Annotated in this window: 16 protein-coding genes, 1 other RNA gene and 1 pseudogene; 11 read left to right on the top strand and 7 right to left on the bottom strand. The window is 41.8% G+C overall.

All coding sequences use genetic code 11. The features are described from left to right. Positions 1–33 precede the first annotated feature (33 nt). Genes fni through mvk form a run of 4 tightly spaced genes read right to left on the bottom strand, consistent with a single transcriptional unit; the run spans position 34 to position 4,098 of the window. A complete protein-coding gene (fni, locus tag N4597_RS06010; RefSeq protein WP_172576860.1) occupies positions 34–1,071 on the bottom strand; it encodes a type 2 isopentenyl-diphosphate Delta-isomerase in 1,038 nt (345 codons plus the stop codon). A gap of 11 nt (positions 1,072–1,082) precedes the next feature. After that, positions 1,083–2,150, bottom strand: a complete 1,068-nt coding sequence (locus tag N4597_RS06005; protein WP_167588681.1) for a phosphomevalonate kinase — start codon at positions 2,148–2,150, stop codon at positions 1,083–1,085. A 24-nt stretch (positions 2,151–2,174) separates the two neighbouring features. Beyond that, a complete protein-coding gene (gene mvaD, locus N4597_RS06000) occupies positions 2,175–3,137 on the bottom strand; it encodes a diphosphomevalonate decarboxylase (RefSeq protein ID WP_202022504.1) in 963 nt (320 codons plus the stop codon). Further along, positions 3,109–4,098, bottom strand: coding sequence for a mevalonate kinase (gene mvk / locus N4597_RS05995; RefSeq protein WP_202022502.1), 990 nt, complete (start codon positions 4,096–4,098; stop codon positions 3,109–3,111). The genes mvaD and mvk overlap by 29 nt, the downstream gene beginning before the upstream one ends. 119 nt (positions 4,099–4,217) lie before the next feature. Here mvk and N4597_RS05990 point away from each other — a divergent pair, with 119 nt between their 5' ends. The 6 genes from N4597_RS05990 to nth all read left to right on the top strand — a co-directional run bounded on the left by N4597_RS05990 (position 4,218) and on the right by nth (position 11,599). Continuing rightward, positions 4,218–6,986, top strand: coding sequence for a helicase C-terminal domain-containing protein (locus tag N4597_RS05990; protein ID WP_260902875.1), 2,769 nt, complete (start codon positions 4,218–4,220; stop codon positions 6,984–6,986). Positions 6,987–7,085: 99 nt separating this feature from the next. Then, complete coding sequence (locus tag N4597_RS05985) at positions 7,086–7,583, top strand: cell wall elongation regulator TseB-like domain-containing protein (RefSeq protein ID WP_050612317.1); 498 nt, start codon at positions 7,086–7,088, stop codon at positions 7,581–7,583. Between the two features lie 15 nt (positions 7,584–7,598). Further along, the gene (locus N4597_RS05980) at positions 7,599–8,783 is read left to right on the top strand and encodes a pyridoxal phosphate-dependent aminotransferase (RefSeq protein ID WP_056977502.1); all 1,185 of its coding nucleotides are present in this window, start codon (positions 7,599–7,601) and stop codon (positions 8,781–8,783) included. A gap of 13 nt (positions 8,784–8,796) precedes the next feature. Beyond that, positions 8,797–10,098, top strand: coding sequence for an asparagine--tRNA ligase (gene asnS, locus N4597_RS05975; RefSeq protein ID WP_050612315.1), 1,302 nt, complete (start codon positions 8,797–8,799; stop codon positions 10,096–10,098). Positions 10,099–10,229: 131 nt separating this feature from the next. After that, positions 10,230–10,955 (top strand): DnaD domain-containing protein, encoded by a 726-nt coding sequence (locus N4597_RS05970; RefSeq protein ID WP_202022495.1) that lies wholly within the window; start codon positions 10,230–10,232, stop codon positions 10,953–10,955. Beyond that, positions 10,955–11,599, top strand: a complete 645-nt coding sequence (gene nth, locus N4597_RS05965) for an endonuclease III (protein ID WP_056977506.1) — start codon at positions 10,955–10,957, stop codon at positions 11,597–11,599. The genes N4597_RS05970 and nth overlap by 1 nt, the downstream gene beginning before the upstream one ends. Positions 11,600–11,666: 67 nt before the next feature. Here the strand turns inward: nth and N4597_RS05960 are convergent, their stop codons facing one another. Then, a complete protein-coding gene (locus tag N4597_RS05960) occupies positions 11,667–13,988 on the bottom strand; it encodes a transglycosylase domain-containing protein (protein ID WP_260902871.1) in 2,322 nt (773 codons plus the stop codon). Positions 13,989–14,004: 16 nt separating this feature from the next. Continuing rightward, positions 14,005–14,622: a Holliday junction resolvase RecU gene (recU, locus tag N4597_RS05955; protein WP_056977511.1), complete on the bottom strand. Its 618-nt coding sequence runs from the start codon at positions 14,620–14,622 to the stop codon at positions 14,005–14,007. 123 nt (positions 14,623–14,745) lie between these two features. On the opposite strand from recU, the gene N4597_RS05950 reads away from it, so the two are divergent. The 5 genes from N4597_RS05950 to N4597_RS05930 all read left to right on the top strand — a co-directional run bounded on the left by N4597_RS05950 (position 14,746) and on the right by N4597_RS05930 (position 18,816). Next, entirely contained in the window at positions 14,746–15,291 is a 546-nt protein-coding gene (locus N4597_RS05950; RefSeq protein WP_056977513.1) for a DUF1273 domain-containing protein, read from the top strand. An 82-nt stretch (positions 15,292–15,373) separates the two neighbouring features. Beyond that, positions 15,374–15,715, top strand: a complete 342-nt coding sequence (gene gpsB, locus N4597_RS05945) for a cell division regulator GpsB (protein WP_050612309.1) — start codon at positions 15,374–15,376, stop codon at positions 15,713–15,715. 20 nt (positions 15,716–15,735) lie between these two features. Beyond that, positions 15,736–16,099: RNase P RNA component class B (gene rnpB, locus N4597_RS05940), an RNA gene on the top strand. Between the two features lie 92 nt (positions 16,100–16,191). After that, positions 16,192–17,328, top strand: a complete 1,137-nt coding sequence (locus N4597_RS05935) for a THUMP domain-containing class I SAM-dependent RNA methyltransferase (protein ID WP_089144162.1) — start codon at positions 16,192–16,194, stop codon at positions 17,326–17,328. An 87-nt stretch (positions 17,329–17,415) separates the two neighbouring features. Then, positions 17,416–18,816, top strand: coding sequence for an APC family permease (locus N4597_RS05930; protein ID WP_202022702.1), 1,401 nt, complete (start codon positions 17,416–17,418; stop codon positions 18,814–18,816). 106 nt (positions 18,817–18,922) lie between these two features. On the opposite strand, the pseudogene N4597_RS05925 reads toward N4597_RS05930, so the two are convergent. Beyond that, positions 18,923–19,189 (bottom strand): annotated as a pseudogene (locus tag N4597_RS05925) (IS4 family transposase); the annotation flags it as partial. Positions 19,190–19,338 lie beyond the last annotated feature (149 nt).

Raw genomic sequence — 19,338 nt, 5'->3', positions numbered from 1 at the left:
CTAAACTTGGTGGTTTAGCTGGTCATCCCTTTTTTAGAATTTTAGGCTAGTAACTTGCTCTTTAAAATTAATTAATTCAGGACTGAGAAGATAAGGAACAGTTTTTAAGTCGGAAATGGTCCGGCAACCTAACATAACCATTAGGCGTTTGAGTTGATCTTTGAGGTTAGTAATCTCAGTAACCAAAGCATCATCGCCTTGACGTAAGAGAACGTGTAGGAAATGGCCGGCCAATCCGACGTTATCAGCTCCTAAAACTAGGCACTTAATAATATCAAGTGCAGTTCTGATTCCACCTGTAGCGGTAAAGGAGAAGTCGGCTTGGAAGGTTTGGGCAGCTAAGAGACTTTCGGCCGTCGTGAGACTAAGTTCGTTAAAGTAACCCAACTCTTTGTTTTCACGGCGTTCATTTTCAATTGCAACAAAGTCCGTTCCCCCAGCGCCGCCTAAATCTACGTACTTAATGCCAGCTTCTTTTAACAGCATCAAACTACGAGGAGTCATTCCTGCGCCCACCTCTTTAACTAAGAGGGGCACGTCTAGGTGGCTGTTAATTTCTTTGAGGTTGGCTAGCCAGTAGAAACTTTGGTCACCTTCAGGCATGACCAACTCTTGGGCCAAGTTAACGTGTAATTCCAAAGCATTAGCATTAATCATCTTGACGGCGCGCTTGGCATTAGTTAAATTATGGTGAGCGCCAAGGTTAGCTAAAATAAAACCAGCAAGATTATTTTGTCGGACAACCTCAAAGGTTGAGCTTAGGCTAGGAAGCTTTAAAGCAATACTTTGGGAACCAACTGCCATTGGAATTTGAGTTTTAGCAGCGACCTTAGCTAGGCGGGCATTAATCTTACCCGTTTGCTCGCTGCCTCCGGTCATAGCGTTGATAAAGAAGGGGGCAGCAATTTTTTGGCCCAAGAAAGTCGCAGTTAAATCGACATCGGCCAAGGCCAGTTCGGGTAGGTTAGTTGCCAACAATTTAACTTGATCAAGCTTGGTTTGAGCTTGAGGGCGGTAGAATTTTTCGGCAATAAAAACGTGCTCATCTTTTCGGTGTGCTTGTTTATCCATAAAAATCCCCCTCATTCTTTATATATGTTAAAGGCAAGTGGTTCTATTCCCGCAGCTTGCCAACGATTGATTAAGGTTGAAACTTGGTTGGTATCTGTTAGCAAGGCAATCCCACAGTCCCCGCCTCCAGCTCCAGAGGTTTTAGCGGCACCGCCAAGGTCAGTGGCAGTTTCAATCAAGGTCTTAAGCAAGGGGGTTTCGATATTTAAGCCACTAAAACTTGCCAGCTTAACCAAGAGGTCGCGGTTAACCTTGACTTGAGTCAAAATTTCTGCAGGCGAGTTGGTTTTAAAGCCGGCAATCATGTTAGTTAAGCAGCTTTTACTTGCTTTTAAAAATTCTTGGTACTTAGCTTGTTTTTCTGCTTTACTAAGACCAACGGCGTCTACTAGGTGAGAAGTAGATGCAGGAGATCCGGTCCAACCAATGAGTAAGGTCAAATCTTTAGGCGGGGTCAGCTCTTCAATACTTAAATCAGGCCAATCCATAGCTAGTAATTGTTTCAGAGAGTATTTTTGTCTAGCTAAAATGAGCCAGTCACGGTTTAGGGAGTGGTAGGCTAACCAGCCCCCATAAACGCTAGCAGCAACGTCGCCTAAGGAACCATTACCTTGAACCTCAAAGTGGGCAATCGCTGCTAATTTAAACAAAATTTCCTTGGTAGGTTTTAAATCATAGTAGGCACAGAGGGCTTTGACTGTAGCCACCGTTACCGCGGCTGATGAGCCTAGGCCGTACTTTTTACCATCGGGACTATCTAACTGACTATCGATTTTGAGGTGGTAGCAGTCTAACACTTTACCAAGACTGCGGGCATATTCTTCCGTTAATTTGATTGCGGCTAAAATATAATGGAAGGGGTTATCACGGTTATCAAAAACAAGTTCTTGTCCTTCGCGCCGCCAGTAGATTGAGTTTTCTTCATACTGCTTGGATACAATCGAACCAAGAGAGGCGCTTTTTTCGATTGACACGTAAACAAATTGATCCAAAGCCACTAAGACAGCTGGATAGCCGTTTTCGACGACGGCATATTCACCAGCGATATAAAGTTTTCCTGGTGCTTTGACTTTAATCACACAAATCAGTTCCTTCCTAAATTATTAAGCTAATAGATGGGCTCCGGGACCAGGAGCCGCGAGTAATAGTTGTTCTTGGTTAAAGGCTTCTGCTAACTTAGCTTTGATTTGGGCTACGTCTTTTTCAAGACATAAGACCTTTACATTAGGGCCGGCATCCATCGTATAGTAGCAAGGAATACCGGCGGCCCTTAGTTCTTCAACTAGTTGCATTGCTACCAAGGTTTCTGGCTGGAAGTAATTAAAGTGCGGACTAGCAGAAAGGTTAAGGGCGTGCATCTTCATAGCATTTTCCTCAGCGATAGTCCCCAGCCTTTCGAAGTCTTTAGCTTCAATAGCCGCCTTTAGCTCACCAATGTCTTGGTGGCAAGTTTTCACCCAGGCTGGGTAGTAAGGAGAAGTGGCAACGACTGTTTGCATCCCCCTTCTTGAAGAGATTTTCTTTTCAGCATCGTTTAAAACAATGGCTAGCATCCGGATGTCCCAATCAACTTTTTCTTGGAAGGGGACAGCGTATGAATCAAGGTCACCCGTCCCCATTTTCCATTCAACAAAGCCACCGTAGATGGAACGGCAAGCAGAACCAGAACCACGACGGGCTAGGCGGGAGAGATCTTTTTTAGAAAGGGTTAAGCCGGCAGCACTACTAGCAGCTAAGGCTAACGCAGCGTAGGCTGAGGCCGATGAGGCCAACCCAGCCTTAGTAGGGACGTGGTTAGTTGAATCCACCTGGGCATAGGTAGTGATTCCCGCCAGTTTTCTAACTAGATTTAAAAAGTTGGTGATTTGCTGAGCATCTTTGCTAACACCATTTAGTGAAAAACTATCGGCGGTCAGTTCTTCTTTAAATTCAACGCTAGTATCCGTGTAGAAGTGATCAAGCGTTAATGAAAGTGAACTATTCATAGGAATAATTAACTCTTGATCTCTTTTACCCCAGTATTTAACTAAAGCGATGTTAGTGTGGGCGCGGGCCGTTTTCTTCATTACTAAATTCCTCCAAATTAGTTAGGGGTTGAAGCCAGGTCTGGGTCACCCCGTGTTCTTTTAAAACCGTAGCTAGATTTTGGGCTGTAGCTTGATCTTTAACCAGGCAGATAAAACAGCCACCACGTCCACCGCCAGTTAATTTAGCACCTAAAGCGCCGTTATTCAAACTAAGTGAGATAAAATTGTCTAATTCTTTAGAACTAACCCCTAACGCTTGCAGGTGACTTTGAGCCTGGTTAAAGGTTTGCCCAAGACCTAAGACGTCATTGTGGGCCAGTTGTTTTCTAGCCAGGTGGGCCAAAGCGCCTAAAGTTTGAATTTGACCTTGAGTTGAGCTAGGGTCGTTAACTAATTTTTCTTTAACTAGACTAACTGCCTGCTTAGTTTGCCCTTTAATCCCGCTATCTGCGATTAGTAGGTAGGCATCAAGCGCGATTTTTAGGGGGTACATTTCCTGGTTACGAATAAGCCAAATAGGCTTTAGGCTGGCACTAGTAGCGGCATCTAGCCCACTGGGATTTTTATGAGTTTCTTTTTCTGCGAGTTGGGCTAGTTTCAGTAGCTGGGGGCGACTTAAGTTCCACGCAAAGTAAGCCGCAAAGGCACGGATGATTGCGATGGTAACAGCAGCAGACGACCCCATCCCCCGTTCGGCCGGTAATTGGCTGTTAATTTCCAAGCAAAAGCCTAACTGGGGTTGATTTGCTTTAGCCAACATAAATTTAATGAGGTTAGTAATCCCAAGCATTGATTGGGGGGCGGTAGTCAACGGCCCATCGTAATAGCTGCTTTTGATTAATTGATTATTTGCTGGCAGTGGTTTTAAGGTGGCAGTAACTGTCACGGCTGAAAGGGGGAGGGCAATTGCTGGTTGCCCGTAGACTACAGAATGTTCCCCGATTAAGATGATTTTAGCGTGACTTTTGCCACTTGCGAGCACTGTGTTCTTTTCTTCCAATAAAAGCCTTCCTTTCTAGGATTATTGGCATACGATATAAATTATAACCGTTTAAATCACGAGCGACAAGAATTTATGCTAAAATGAGAAGATAAGAACATAAAAAGTCGGTGAAGAGTTTGAAAGCAAGTAACACTTATGCTGTTGTTGACTTAGAGACTACGGGAACTAACCTGGACGGAAGTCAACGGATAATCCAATTTGCGTGCGTACTGGTTGAAGACGGACAGATTGTTAATCAGTTTAGTACCTTAATAAATCCGCTCCGCCCGCTAAGTCCAGAGGTGGAAAAACTAACGGGGTTAAAGCAAAAGGATTTAAAAAAAGCGCCCAGCTTCGATGAGGTGGCGGCTAGTATCTACGCCTTATTACAGGGCACAATTTTTGTAGCCCACAATATTCAATTCGACTACCGTTTTTTGAACCTTGAGTTAGAGCGGGTAGGGTACCCAGCCTTAGAGTTAAAGGGAATCGATACAGTCCAGTTGGCCCAAATTTTGTTACCAACCCAGTTGTCATACCGATTAGGGGATTTAGGTAAAGCCCTAAAAATTGAACATGATCACCCCCACCATGCTGATAGTGATGCCTACGTAACCGCTAAGTTATTGTTACTTTTGTTAGCAAAATTAAAAGAGTTGCCACGAGATTTATTAGTTACCTTAAATAAGTTGGCAGGGGAATTGGTATATGATACGGGCGCCTGTTTTAAAGAGGCCTTGGCCCAAAAAGATGAGACGGAAATTTTGGATGCCGACCTCTTGCAGGTGGCAGGAATTATCCTCAAGCGGCCTCACTTTGAAAGTGGGGCCAAACTAACTATGACCTACCCGCTTACCGAACAAGAAAAGCGGCAACAGTTTACAGAAATTATTGATTACCGTAGTGAGCAAGTAAGGTTAATGGATGACATTGAAGAGTTTAGCCACAGTAAGGCTCGCTATTTCTTGGCCCAAGCGCCAACAGGTTTAGGCAAGACCTTAGCTTACCTTTACCCTGCTGCCTATCTAGCCTTAGGGGGACAAAAGGTGGTTTTGGCCGTGCCAACCAACACTTTACAAGAGCAAGTATTAACAACAAGCATCCCCATTATAGAGCAATTAGTGGGTAAGTTAAGGGTCGTAACTTTAAAGGGAAGTCAAAACTACCTTAACTTAGAAAAGTTTTGGCAAAGTCTTAGACAAGCACAAGGGAAGTATACACGGATTGTCCAGATGAAAATCTTAGTTTGGTTAAGTCAGACTGAAACAGGCGACTTGACAGAGCTACACTTGCTAAAGACAAAGGATAGTTTTTTTGAACAAATTAGTCACCAAGGAATAGAGGGACTAGACAAGACCAGTCCGTTTTATCAAGTTGACTTTGTCAGACGCCAAGAAGTGGCAACTAAAAATGCTGATATCGTGATAACTAACCAGTCGTATTTGCTTAACCACGCTAGCGATTTTGCTTCATTAGGTGCCCTCCTTATATTAGATGAAGCACAACATCTTATTGACTTGGCCGCCAGTTACAACCGGCAAGTCTTAGACTTAGATGCTATTAAAATTTTGGCGGATAGTTTGTTGGTTAAAATGGAATCCCAGGTGAGCTTGTCATTTGAGCAGTTAGTGGCAACTGGATTTATGACCCGCTATAGTTACCAACAAATTAAGCATTACACCCAAGTAATAGACCATAGCGTTATGGATGTTAGGAGTCGCTTAATTCAATATTTCTACAGGAAAGAAGCAGGTAATGAGATTTACCTAAGTAATAACAAGTTGCGCGGCTTTGTGAAGGCCCACCTAGGCGAGATTAAGCAAATTGGGTTCGCCTTTGAAAAATTACTGAACCTTAATAGCAAATTAGAAGGAAAGTTTATTCAAGCTAGCCGGAAGCAGGCCCTCACCCAAGAAGAAGAAGGACTGTTGTTAGATTACTTTACTTTGGTGACATCTTTTAACAAGGAACTAAGTCAGTGGAGCCAGTTAGATCTTGAATTAATTGAAACCAAACAAAATAAAGGCATTACCTGGCTGAGTTTAAATCGTTCGCAGGCTAACGCGCACTTACGCTTAAACTTTGGCCTCTTAGAGGGAAAGGATTATTTAGCTACCAATATCTACCAAAAGTTTGCCAAGGTTATTTTACTGGGGGCAAGTGTGTTAACACCTAAGACTAAAAATTACGTTTTAAATCAGTTAGATTTACCGGCTGATTTAAAAATTCATACTTATAAGAGTCAGTTTAACTATCGTAAGCAAGCTCAAGTTTTAGTGGCTCGTGATGCCCCCACGGTAGATCAGCTTGAATATAGCCAGTACCTAGTGCAGACGATTAACCAAATCGTAACGGAAAGTCCGCGACAAACCATGGTCTTGTTCAATTCCTTAGAAATGGTCGCAAAAATCTATCAAGGATTAGTGGAGCTAGGGTTGACCGCTAAAAGAGATGTCTTAGCCCAAGGAATTAACGGGGGAGTTAATAAATTAAAGAAGCGATTTGCTTTAAGTCAAACTAAGGACAGTATCTTGTTAGCAACTGGAAGTTTTTTTGAAGGGATTGACTTGCCAGAAGATAAGTTAGAGTTAGTAATTGTGACTAGGCTACCGTTTACTCCACCGGATTCGCTTTATAACCAGGTTAGGTATCAACGCTTAAAGGCGGCGGGGAAAAATCCATTCTCAGTCTTAGCTTTACCGGAGGCAATCATTAAGTTAAAACAAGCCTTCGGCCGCTTGATTCGGACTGAAAACGACCGCGGGGTCTTTGTTTTACTCGATAGTCGCTTTGTCACTAAACGTTACGGAAGCGAATTTAACCAGGCTTTTCCTAAGGGATGTAGCTTACAGGCGGTTTTAACAAAACAAGTTGTTAAGGAAGTTAAAGATTTTTTTGAAAGTTAATTTTTTATTTTAAAGGTTAACCTCAAATTAAATTTGAATGGTATAATAAAAAAGTGTTACTTATCTTGTAAAGAAAGGTTGCGAACTAATCAAAAGTTTATGAAAAGAAGTAGACAGTCACGGTTTGGTTGGAGAAAACTGTTAATCAGTTTAGGGGTAATTTTAGCTCTTTATGGTAGTTGGTATTACTACCACCAAACCCAAGCCCCCCTAACGGTAGCTAAAGACGAGGCATATGCTTTAGCTGATAAGTATGGGCATTTAAAAACACATACGGCCTTTTACCGTTACAATCGTCAAGAAACTTATTTTACAGTTGCCGGAGAAAATCAACGGGGGCAAAAAGTATATGTGCTTATCGCTAAGCGGGGAGGTAAGATTAACATCTACTCCCAAGATAAAGGACTTACTGCCCAAGAGGTGCAATCCTTTGTTAAAGCGCGCTATCGTCCTAAGAAAATCCTAAATTTAGCTTTGGGCTTATATAAAAAGCAACCGGTTTGGGAAGTTAGTTACCTTAACTCTAAGAACCAGTTATGTTATGACTTAATCGCCTTTAAAAATGGGCGGATAGTCAAATCTATTCAAAATCTTTAAAAGGGTGGTCAGCATATGAATTTTTCACAACGGGCAGCAAATATAAAACCGTCTGCAACTTTAGCTTTAGCCAATAAGGCTAAGGAAATGAAGGCACAAGGAATTGATGTTATTAATCTTTCAGTAGGCGAACCAGACTTTAAAACACCAGCTCATATCAAACAGGCTGCGATTGAGGCAATTCAAGCTGGTAAGGCAGATGCGTATACGGCGGCAACTGGGATTTTACCACTGCGAGAAGCAATCGCTACCTACACCAATAACGATTACCAAACTAATTTTACGGCTAAGAATGTGGCTGTTACGGTTGGGGGTAAATTATCCTTATATGCCTTAGCCCAGGTTTTATTTGAAGCAGGGGATGAAGTTTTAATCCCGCTTCCTTACTGGGTCAGTTATGGTGAACAGGTTAAGCTAGCAGAGGCCAAGCCAGTTTTTGTTGCACCTGCATTAGGAAATGATAAGGTATCGGTAGTTGAATTAGAGGCTAAACGAACTGATAAGACTAAGGCCTGCATCATTAATTCTCCTCAAAATCCTGCTGGCTTAATCTATAGTCGCGAGGAATTAGAGGCAATTGGAAATTGGGCTGTTGAACATGAGATAATCTTGATTGCTGATGACATGTATAGTAAGTTAGTTTATAATGGTAATCAGTTCGTTTCTTTACTTAACTTATCAGATGCAATTCGCAAGCAAACCATTTTAGTTAACGGACTTTCAAAAGCTTATGCAATGACGGGCTGGCGGGTAGGCTACACTGTCGCTAGTGAAGAAGTAATTCAAAAGTTGGCAGCTTTCTTAGGACACGCCACAAGTAATTTGGCGGCTGTTAGCCAGTACGCAGCTTTAGCGGCGTTAACAGGTGATCAAGCTTGTGTTGAAGAAATGAGACAAGCCTACGAAGAAAGACTCAATACTATCTATCCGCAGTTAGTGGCTTTACCCGGCTTTAAGTTTACTAAACCTCAAGGAGCCTTTTACATGTTCCCTAATATTAGAGAAACCTTAGAGTTAACTGGCTTTAAGAGTGCCGATGACTTTGCTGCCGCTTTATTAGAGCAAGCTCACGTGGCGGTGGTCGTTGGGTCTGCTTTTGGGATGCCGGATTGCATTCGAATTAGTTATGCGACCGACTTAGCTAGCTTACAAGAAGCGGTTAAGCGGATGAAGAAATTTATTGAAGAATATAGACACTAGGAGGAATTTGCGCGTGCAAACTATTAGTATTATTGATGCCAAAAATCACGTTGATGAAAAAGTTAAAATCGGAGTTTGGCTAACTAATAAGCGTTCCAGTGGGAAGATTGCCTTCTTACAACTCCGGGACGGATCAGCTTTTTTCCAAGGGGTTGTTGTAAAAAATAACGTCAGCGAAGAAGTATTTAAGCGGGCTAAAGAAGTCAAGCAAGAAACCAGTATGTATGTGACGGGAACAATTCATGAAGACGCTCGGTCACACTTTGGTTACGAAATTGAAATTGAAGATATTGAAATTGTCGGTGAAAGTGAAAATTACCCAATTACCCCTAAAGAACACGGAACGGACTTTTTAATGGACCATCGCCACTTATGGTTGCGTTCTAAGCGGCAATTTGCAATTATGCAAATCAGAAACGAAATGATTAGGGCTACTTATGAATTCTTCAACCAAGAAGGTTTTATCAAGTTAGATTCCCCAATTTTAACGGGGAGCGCACCTGAAGGGACTACAGAATTATTCCATACTGAGTATTTTGACCGGGATGCTTACCTCTCCCAGTCAGGACAGTTATATGCAGAAGCTGGGGCGATGGCTTATGGCAAGGTATTTACCTTTGGACCAACTTTCCGGGCTGAAAAATCAAAGACGCGGCGGCACTTAATTGAATTTTGGATGATTGAACCAGAAATGGCCTTCATGCACCAAGAAGAAAGTTTAGAAATCCAAGAAAAGTATGTAGCCTTTTTAGTCCAAGCGGTACTTGATAATTGTGACTATGCCCTAACTATCTTGGGTCGGGATAAGGAAGTCTTAAAGGAATACACTAAGTTACCTTACCCACGGATTTCTTATGATGAAGCAATCAAGTTACTCCAAGAATCAGGAGAATTTCCTGATGTTAAGTGGGGCGAAGACTTTGGTTCTCCAGAAGAAACTTACTTAGCTAACCACTTCAGCAAACCGGTCTTTGTCATGAACTATCCTAAGGCAATTAAGCCATTTTACATGAAACCACACCCAACTAGAGATGACGTGGTTGTCTGTGCCGACCTCCTAGCTCCTGAAGGTTATGGTGAAATTATCGGTGGTTCTGAACGGGCGGTAGATCCTGCTTACTTAGAAGCACAAATTAAGCAAGCTGGTTTAGATGTGGCCGATTATGAATGGTACCTAGACTTGAGAAGATTCGGGAGTGTTCCTCACTCTGGTTTCGGTTTAGGGTTAGAACGGGCGGTAACTTGGATTACTGGTGAAAGCCATATCCGGGAAGCAATTCCATTCCCACGTCTTCTTAACAGAATTTACCCATAAAGTAAAGGTTATTAAATGCAAGCATTTTGACGCTGTCGTTATGATGCTTGCTTTTTTCTTCTCAAGGAGTGCTAATTAGTTAAGCTTTGAGCTAGATTGTGATAAAGTTGTTTTGTGAGAGGGGCGATTTTATGGAGAATGATTGGGAGTTTTTTGTTAATGCTAAACAAGTAACTATTTCCAGTTTGATTTTGGCAAACTATCAAAAATTGGGCTTAACTGAAGAAGAATTAGTTTTGTTTTTGCAAATTGATAGTCAACTTCAAGCCGGGAAGAATATTCCAGATATTGAGAAAATAAGCCAGGCGATGGGCAAAGCTAGCACTGACATCTACAGTCTGATGCACAAGCTAGTTGAAAAGAAAGTGTTAGCGATTAATACGGTCAGCGATGAAAATGGACGAGAAACTAACCAGTATAGTTTTAAGGGCCTATATCAGAAGTTAGTGGCCCTAAAGAGGCAAGAGGAGATGACAACTAGCCAAGCCGCCCTTAGTGTTAGTCGGGCAGAAATTTATAAGAGTATCGAGGTTGAGTTTGGAAGAGCTTTGACTCCGATGGAGTTACAAACCATAGATATGTGGTTTAGTCAGGACCATTATCAGCCTGAACTAGTTAAACTGGCTTTAAGGGAAGCGGTTTTGAATCAAGTCTATAACCTACGTTACATAGACCGGATTTTAATCAGCTGGGAAAAGCAAAACATCAAAACGGCTGCCGATGCCCAAAAACTGCTAGTAAAACAGCGGGAGGTTAAGGCGGCGAAGTGGAGCAAAACTACCTCCCAGTCTAAGGCTAAAGATAAGCCAGAAATTCCGGTTTATAAATGGTCAAATAGAACAGAAGGTGAGCACTAATGTTAGATGCTAAGGAGACCCTACAAGCGATTCAAATCATGGGTAAAACCTACCCGACCACGGGCAGCTCTTTAGTGGCTGATACCCCCTTTCATTTTTTAATGGCAGTAATTCTTAGTGCCCAAACGACGGATAAGGCGGTTAATCAAATTAGCCCCGCCTTGTTTGCTCGGTTTAAGCAACCTGAAGACTTAGCTAACGCCAAACCAAGTGAAGTAGAGCCCTATATCCAAACGATAGGTTTATATCATAATAAGGCTAAGTACTTAGTTGCATGTGCACAGGGGTTAGTTACCCAGTTTGATGGTCAAGTTCCTAAGACTCATAAAGAACTGATGAGCTTAGCCGGAGTAGGGCGAAAAACGGCAGACGTTGTATTAGCCGAGTGCTTTGGAATTCCGGCTCTAGCGGTAGACACCCACGTAGGCAGAATTGCCAAGCGGCTTGCAATGGTTAAAGCAGATGCAACCGTTAACCAAATTGAGCAAACCCTAATGAAAAAATTGCCTAAAGAAATGTGGATTACTGCCCACCACCGGATGATTATTTGGGGGAGAAACCAGTGTCTAGCTCGGGCACCTAAATGTCAAACCTGTCCCTTATTATTTATGTGTCAAGAAGGGCAAAAGCGGACTCAATCTTAAAAAGTACCATAAGTCAAAAAAAGTAGCTCTTATATGAAGAGCTACTTTTTTAGTTTAATAAAGACTACTATTGATTAGGGTTAGTGGTAGTCGTTGTTGTTGCAGCCGAACTAGTTGGGTTGCTTGGCTGGCTAGGAGTTTGTGACTGGGAACTATTAGTATTAGCACTGGCGGTACTTGAGCTCGAAGATTCAGCTGTAGACTGACTAGAACTGGAGCTAGAACTAGAACTCAAAACAGATGAAGTAGTAGTAAGCGAGCTAATGCTTGAAGTATCCTGTGAATGAGCAACTGAATTGCTGGAGTGAGTACTTGAGTTTGAATGCTTCTTTTGACTAGTATAAGGATCAGAAGTACCAGCTAAGTAGAGATACTTTTGGCCATCAAGCGTCTTGGTGTAAACATTAGATGGTCGTTTCCAGTTGGTATTAGATTTACCCTGCGAGATATTAGCAATTAGTGACTTGTAAAAGGCAATTGGAATTCTAGCTGTGGCAGTATCTAGGTAATTAGCGTCACGATAAGGATGATCATAACCCATCCAAATTGAAACAGAATAGTGTTTCGTGTAGGCGTTAAACCAAGAATCCATGGTGGCATTATCAGGGAAATTAGTTTCGATATCATCTGGATAAGCATTGGTCCCAGTCTTACCGGCTTGGTAAAAACCAGGGATGTTAGCACGGTAACCAGTCCCACTTGGGTTAGTAATAACTTGTTGGAGCATATAGGTTATCATATAAGCGGTTGAGGCTTGCATAACTTGCTTGCCACTACTTTCATAGGTTTTAGACTCACCATCAGCAATCGTAACCTTATTGATATAACTAGGTTCGTAATAAGTTCCGCCGTTGTCGAAGGCAGCGTAGGCAGCCGCATTTTGCAAGGTTGAAGATGGCATCCCAATCCCATTAGAATATTCAACACTCTTGTAATTAAAGCCAAGCTTGTTGACGAAATTACGGGCCCGGGTTAAACCAACGGTTGCTAGCGCGCGGATAGCCGGAATGTTACGGGACTGCATCAAGGCGTCTTGCATTGTCATAGTCCCCTTATAAGCCTTATCAAAGTCATGTAAGGCAATGGAGGTACCGGGGTAATTATATTCGGTATCTTCGAGTTGGTGGTAAGTTGCCCAGCTAAGGTATTCAATGGCCGGACCAAAGTCCATAAGTGGCTTAGCGGTCGACCCGTTAGTTCTGGAAGTTTGTACCGCCCGATTGAGACCATAGGTTACATCTCCGTTTTTGCGACCTCCAAGCATGGCTAATACCTTACCGTTGTTAGGATTAATAATCGTGGCAGCAATTTGTACCTTATTGTCAGGGTAGTAGACATACTCGTTGGTATTGGCCATATCGTATAGGCGCTTTTGGATATCCAAATTAAGGTTGGTGTAAACTTTGAGGCTAGAAGCATATGGATCATAACCCTTGTCGTAAAGGTCTTTGATTACTTGCTTAAGGTAAGCGTCCGACCACTTAGCCTGCTTAGTTTGACTTGAATTAGTATGAGCATCTTGTGAAACTAAGCCGTCAGTAACACTAACGGCTTTGGCTTGAGCCGCTTGGGCTGCGCTAATCTTCTTATTAGCGACCATGGCGTTTAGGACTTCATTTCGCCTTTGCGTAGCCAGTTGCACGTTAGAATAAGGGTTGTAGCTAGAAGGAGCGTTAGGAATTCCGGCGATTAAAGCTGTTTGAGCTAGTGACAGTTCAGACAAATGCTTGCCATAGTAGTATTCGGCAGCAGTTTGCATTCCGTAAATTCCATTACCCATAAAGACCTTGTTGATGTAGAAAGTCAGAATCTGGTCTTTTGAGTATTGCTTATCCATCTTGATGGCCAGCCAAGCTTCTTGGGCTTTTCGTTTTAAGGTTTGGTCGGACTTTTTAGTAGAGAAATAAGCTAGTTTGATTAACTGTTGGTCAAGGGTACTCCCACCTTGGAGGCTACTTGAACCGGTAACGTCATTAACAGCGGCGGACATAATTCGGTAAGGGTCGACCCCATGGTGCTTATAGAAACGCTTATCTTCAATTGAAACAATGGCGTCTTTAAGTTGTTGGGGGACCTTTTGTTCCTTGATGGCTTGTCGTTTTTCTGTTCCAAGCGTCAGAATCTTATGGCCCTTAGCATCATAGATGGTAGTCGAACTATCGCTAGTTAATTTGCTAGTGGTGAGGGCTGGGGCGCTTTTAGCGTAGGCAAAGAAGAGTAAACTCCCTCCGATGAAACCAACGAAAATCAAGGCCACCAGGCTTAAAGCAACAGTAACAGCAATCTTTTTAAAGCTCCATTTTTTCTTAGGCTGTTGACTATGCTTTTGTTTATGGGCTGCCTGCTGTCTGCGAGCTACCCGTGAATATTGTTGATCTTGCTTAGTCATTTTTAGACTCCTTTAGTTAAAGAATTTGTTCTAGTAACTTATCTACATAGGTTAGGTAAGGAATTTTAGGTTGAAGCTGGTAAGTTATATGGGCACATTGTTTCTTGATAATCTCATAGGGAATCGATTTGCGCCCATTATTGGCTTGTTGATTATCCCAGTACTGAAAAAGTAGGGAGGCCGGCATTAAGAAGACCTCTTTTAGACTGGTAAAGCGTAAAATGGTAAAGCAGATACCACCTTGTTTTTGACAGGCTTTCATATGCTCAATCTGATGGGCGTGAAAGTTTGCTAGGGGAAAAGCCGTTAAATTCTTAGTTTCCTTAGCTTCAAAATCAAGGTAATGGCCTTTGTAAACCCCATTATAGTCAGTTGTTGAAGGCTGTTTAAAGTAAGCTTCTTTGATTACGGCAGCACTTCTTTTAGGGTAGTCAACGTTAACAATTTGAATTGGAATTGGTTTTTTATGAATAACTGCAATTCCCTGCTTGAGATAGTATTGGTTACTTTCATTGATTTCCTCTTCCAAGGTCATTCCCCGATTACCGTATAAAGTGGCAGTGGGATAGGGGCTTTTTTTAAGGGACAGCTGCTTGGTGCGATAGGGTTGTCCGTTAGGATAATGCATGACCATCTAATCCCTCCTTTGTTCAACCCATTATACCAACTAAGTGTGTAGTTGGTAAAGCAAGCAAGTTAGAAATCTTACTTTTAAATTCCGTAAGTAAAAGATTATAATGGAATCGAGGTGATGCTAATGCGGCTATGGCTTTCAGGCTATCGTAGTTATGAATTGGGGATTTTTAATGAACAGGATTTAAAGGTAAAGGTCATTAAAGCGGCCTTAAAGGAACGACTGGTAGCTAAGTTAGATCAAGGTTTAGAGTGGGTAATAACTGGGCCTAACTTGGGTGTGGAGCAATGGGGCTTGGAAGTAGTCTTGGAATTAAAAAAAGCTTACCCTGACTTGAAGTTAGCCTTACTTGAACCGTACGCAGATTTTTCTAGTCGCTGGCAAGAGGCCAAGCAAGTGAAGCTAGCGCAGTTGCGAAGCGAGGCTGATTTTTTTGGCTTAGTGAGTAAGAAGCCCTATCAAGGAATAAGACAGTTACAAAATTACCAAAACTTTTGTTTAAATCACAGTGATCAGGCCTTATTTGTTTACGATGAATTATACCCGGGTAAATTAAAGTTCGCTTACCAAGCTAGCAAGAAAAAGGCTAACTATCCTTGTGAATTGGTGACGATGGATGAGTTACAGACCTTTGCAGCTGATTATCAAGAAAATTACGGAAGTTGGTAAAAATCCTTTGCAAGTTGTAATATTTTTGTTATAATTAGAAATGTTATGAGTTAAGTTCCTATTATGGAGATGAGGTGCATTGATGGAAAATGTAAATCTTACACCCAAGGACATCGTAAATAAGAATTTCAAACCTAAAATGCGGGGCTATGACCCTACAGAAGTTGATGAATTCCTAGATATGGTTATTCAAGATTATGAAAACTTCAACAAGGAAACGCAGCGGCTTCAGGTTGAAAATGACCGCTTGGTGGCCAAAGTAGATGAACTTACTAAGCAACTAGCAGTTGGTAATTCTGGTAAGACGGCGCAACCTACTAGTTCTACAACGAACATGGATATCTTAAAGCGTTTGTCTAACCTAGAAAGACATGTTTTCGGTGCACAGCTTAACGGTGATAATAACCAAACTAATCGGTTTTAATATAGTTAAATAAAAATGTAGATTTCGGGTAATCGCGGTCTACCTTGAGTAGGCTGAGGAAAGTCCAGGCTTGCACAGGCTGAGATGCCTGTAGTGATCGTACTTACTGAAAAAATAAGGTAAGGCACCAATTGGTGACGGCGGATAAAAGAGCTAAGGGAAACTATGCTTGAGTAGTCCTGAAAAGTGCCACAGTGACGAAGTAATGTTGGAAACGGCATTAGTGGAACGCGGTAAACCCTGCGAGCAGGTAACCCAAACTTTGGTAGGGGCGCTTCATGACGGAAATGAACAAATCATGGGGGCGAGTGAAAACTCGGAGATAGATGATTACCACCGAGATCGGTACCTGACCGGTCGACGTACGGAACTTGGCTTATAGAGATCTACATACAGGATTAATAGAGACTGGGAATTTTTTCCTGGTCTCTATTTTTTTGGCAGTAAAGGGCATTCAATAGAAAAGAGGAAAATTTATGAAGAAATATAATTTAATTGCCACGGCGGCAGCAGGAATTGAAGCAATTGTTGGAAACGAACTGAGACACTTAGGTTACGAGGTCCAGGTGGAAAATGGACGTGTGCGTTTTCAAGGAACCATTGAAGATGTATTAGAAACTAACTTGTGGCTTAGAACTGCTGACCGGGTAAAAATTGTTGTTGGCGAATTTTACGCGCGTTCATTTGAAGAATTATTTGAACAAACTAAGGCATTGCCTTGGGATGAGTTTTTACCATTGGATGCTAATTTTCCAGTAGCGGGTAAATCTCAAAAATCTACCTTACACAATGTTCCTAGCGTGCAGGCAATTGTCAAAAAGGCGATTGTTACCAAGTTAAGCCAGGTTTATCACCGGACAACGCGCTTACCGGAAACGGGGGCAGTCTATCCGCTAGAAGTTGCAATTAATAAGGATAGGGTGTTGTTAACTTTAGATACCAGTGGTTCGAGTCTATTTAAACGTGGTTACCGGGTAGCTAAGGGGGGAGCGCCACTTAAAGAAAATATGGCGGCGGCCTTGGTTTTACTAGCCCATTGGTATCCTGAAAAGCCATTTGTTGATCCTGTGTGTGGTTCTGGGACGCTACCGATTGAGGCGGCCTTAATTGGGCACAACATTGCACCAGGCTTTAACCGGGATTTTGCTTGTGAAAGTTTTGCTTGGGTAGACCCCAAGCTGGCTCAAATGGTAAGGGATAAGGCGGATAGTCAGGCTAACTATGACATTGAGTTAGATATTTGGGGTTATGATATTGATGGTAAGATGATAGAAATTGCTAAGCAAAATGCCCTAGAAGCAGGGTTAGCTGCTAGTGTAAACTTCAAACAGATGGCTTTAAAGGACTTTAAGACGACTAAGGAATACGGGGTGATTGTAGCTAACCCACCATATGGGGAACGCTTAAGTGATCAAGCCTCGGTCCGACAATTATATAAACAAATGGGGCAAGTTTACCAACCATTAACTACTTGGAGTAAATATATCTTAACTAGCGATTTAGAATTTGAAACTTATTATGGACAAAAAGCAAGTAAACGGCGTAAACTATACAACGGTTCACTTAGAACCGATTTATTCCAATACTGGGGTAAGAGAAAGCCTAGAAATTAGGCTTTTCCAAATAGTTAAGAAAGAGAGTTGTTGATTGTGAATGAGTTAGGACAAAAGCAACACTATATCTCTTGGCCCGTAATTGCCATGGTAGGGTTTGTGACAATTATTGGTTTCGATGATATTTTGTATCCCTTGCAAAACCAAGGGCTATCAGTTGTTTTCTCCTGGATTTTTATGGTGTTCTTCTTTGTTATTCCTTATGAAATGACGGTTGCTCACCTTGGTTCGACTTTTAACGGACACCAAGAAGGGGGGCTGGCTTCGTGGGTTAGAAGAAGTACCCATAGTGATGCCTTAGGTTATTGGACCGCCTGGATGTATTGGGCGGCTTGCCTACCTTACATTGTCGATGTGGCTAATTCAACGATTGTGTCGTATAGTTGGTTGATTTTAGGCAACAATCACCTTGATCAGTATATGTCTAGTTTTTGGTTTGGGGTTTGGACCTTCGTAATTATTCTAGCCTTTATTTTATTGGAGAATTTTTATAAAAAGTCACTAGAGCTAATGGCAACCATTGGTGGGGTGTCAATGTTTTTAATGACCGTCTTATTCGTGGTCATGACCGCTTGGACTTTATTAACTGGGGGAAAGATTGCTACCCATCCTTTTAACTTAGAGGCGTTTATCCCTAAGTTTTCGACCTCGTATTTTGCTACCACGGGACTATTGATGTTTGCGGTTTGTGGGGCTGAGTTAGTTGCTCCTTACTTGACCAAAATGAGAAATCCCAACCGTGATTTTCGTAAGGCAATGTGGTTGATTGCACTGATGACGGCATTTTTAACCGTCTTTGGAACTTTTTCGTTAGCAATCTTTTTTAATGCCAATGATTTACCACATGACTTAAAGATGAACGGGTCTTATTATGCCTTCCAGCTTCTAGGAGAGCAAATGGGCTTAGGCAAAGGCTTAATGTACCTGTTTGCCCTAGTGCAAGCAATCTACATGATGGCTCAGTTGGCAATTTTTCTAGACTCAACTAGTTGGGTTTTTGCAGCGGATACGGCTGCTAAGTTTATGCCTAAATGGATGAGGAAGCGTAATCGTAATGGGCGACCTATCCATTCTTATGTATTAACTACGGGGTTAAGTTTATTCCTATTATTAATGAGTGGGACCCTACCGGATATTAACGCTGTATTCAACTGGTTATTAAATTTAAATGGAATTGTGTTTCCTTTCAAGAATTGTTGGTTGTTTTTAGCTTTTATAGCGGTTAGATACCAACAAGATCGCTTTACGTCCGAATTCGTCTATATCAAAAATCGGATGGGGGCATTAGCGATGGGAAGCTGGTGTTTTCTGTTCTCCCTAGTCTGTGCCGTGATGGGCTTCTTGCCCCAAGATGTTACCTTTGGGACTAAGGCCTGGGATCATCAGTTATTGATGAACTTCTTATCTGTTGCAGTTTTATTTGGTGCCGGCATGATTATGCCCCTCTTAGCGCGTTTGGAAAATCGTAAAGCGAGTGTCCAGGAGTAAGACATACAAAGCCTAGCAATAAATACCTTCCAAGTGTATAGGTGCAATCATCCTATACTTGGGAGGTATTTTTTATGAGGTTATGCTAAAAATTAACTAGTAAAAAGACAAACTTTTGCCAATTAATGCGACCGTCATTCAAAAAATTACGAATAGTTCTAGTAGTGAAAGCGGGAGTCTCTTTAGCATGATACAAAGATTGACGTGCAAAGATAGCAGTAAGCAACCACTTGATAAACTCTGTCGGGTTAATTGGAGTACGTCGTTTGAAATTAACCTGGCGAATAATTTTACCTATACCAATTTGCTTGAAAAATGTATCGATTGAAAAAAATGACTCGTTATTTTCTTGAGAATAATTTATACTGGACATAGCGTAAGGATCCCTTTGTTTTTTATTTGTGCATTTAAATTATAACGCGGGTGTCCTTGCGTTTTTCTATTTTTTTGGCAAAAAAGCATGAAATAGCGGGAAGTATCCACTATTTCATGCTTTCAAGTTTCAGCTCTTTTTTTGCTTTC

This window comes from Ligilactobacillus agilis (genome assembly GCF_025311475.1).
GTDB classification, from domain to species: Bacteria; Bacillota; Bacilli; order Lactobacillales; family Lactobacillaceae; genus Ligilactobacillus; species Ligilactobacillus agilis.
The sequence above is the reverse complement of the archived record's forward strand: the minus strand, read 5'-3'. Positions and strand labels throughout refer to the sequence as shown.

Coding starts and splice junctions, on each gene's coding strand:
- N4597_RS05935 (WP_089144162.1), top strand. CDS start 16,192: ATGAAGAAATATAATTTAATTGCCACGGCGGCAGCAGGAATTGAAGCA.
- N4597_RS05960 (WP_260902871.1), bottom strand. CDS start 13,988: ATGACTAAGCAAGATCAACAATATTCACGGGTAGCTCGCAGACAGCAG.
- N4597_RS05950 (WP_056977513.1), top strand. CDS start 14,746: ATGCGGCTATGGCTTTCAGGCTATCGTAGTTATGAATTGGGGATTTTT.
- recU (WP_056977511.1), bottom strand. CDS start 14,622: ATGGTCATGCATTATCCTAACGGACAACCCTATCGCACCAAGCAGCTG.
- fni (WP_172576860.1), bottom strand. CDS start 1,071: ATGGATAAACAAGCACACCGAAAAGATGAGCACGTTTTTATTGCCGAA.
- N4597_RS05970 (WP_202022495.1), top strand. CDS start 10,230: ATGGAGAATGATTGGGAGTTTTTTGTTAATGCTAAACAAGTAACTATT.
- mvaD (WP_202022504.1), bottom strand. CDS start 3,137: ATGAAGAAAACGGCCCGCGCCCACACTAACATCGCTTTAGTTAAATAC.
- gpsB (WP_050612309.1), top strand. CDS start 15,374: ATGGAAAATGTAAATCTTACACCCAAGGACATCGTAAATAAGAATTTC.
- N4597_RS05985 (WP_050612317.1), top strand. CDS start 7,086: ATGAAAAGAAGTAGACAGTCACGGTTTGGTTGGAGAAAACTGTTAATC.
- nth (WP_056977506.1), top strand. CDS start 10,955: ATGTTAGATGCTAAGGAGACCCTACAAGCGATTCAAATCATGGGTAAA.
- N4597_RS05980 (WP_056977502.1), top strand. CDS start 7,599: ATGAATTTTTCACAACGGGCAGCAAATATAAAACCGTCTGCAACTTTA.
- N4597_RS05930 (WP_202022702.1), top strand. CDS start 17,416: ATGGTAGGGTTTGTGACAATTATTGGTTTCGATGATATTTTGTATCCC.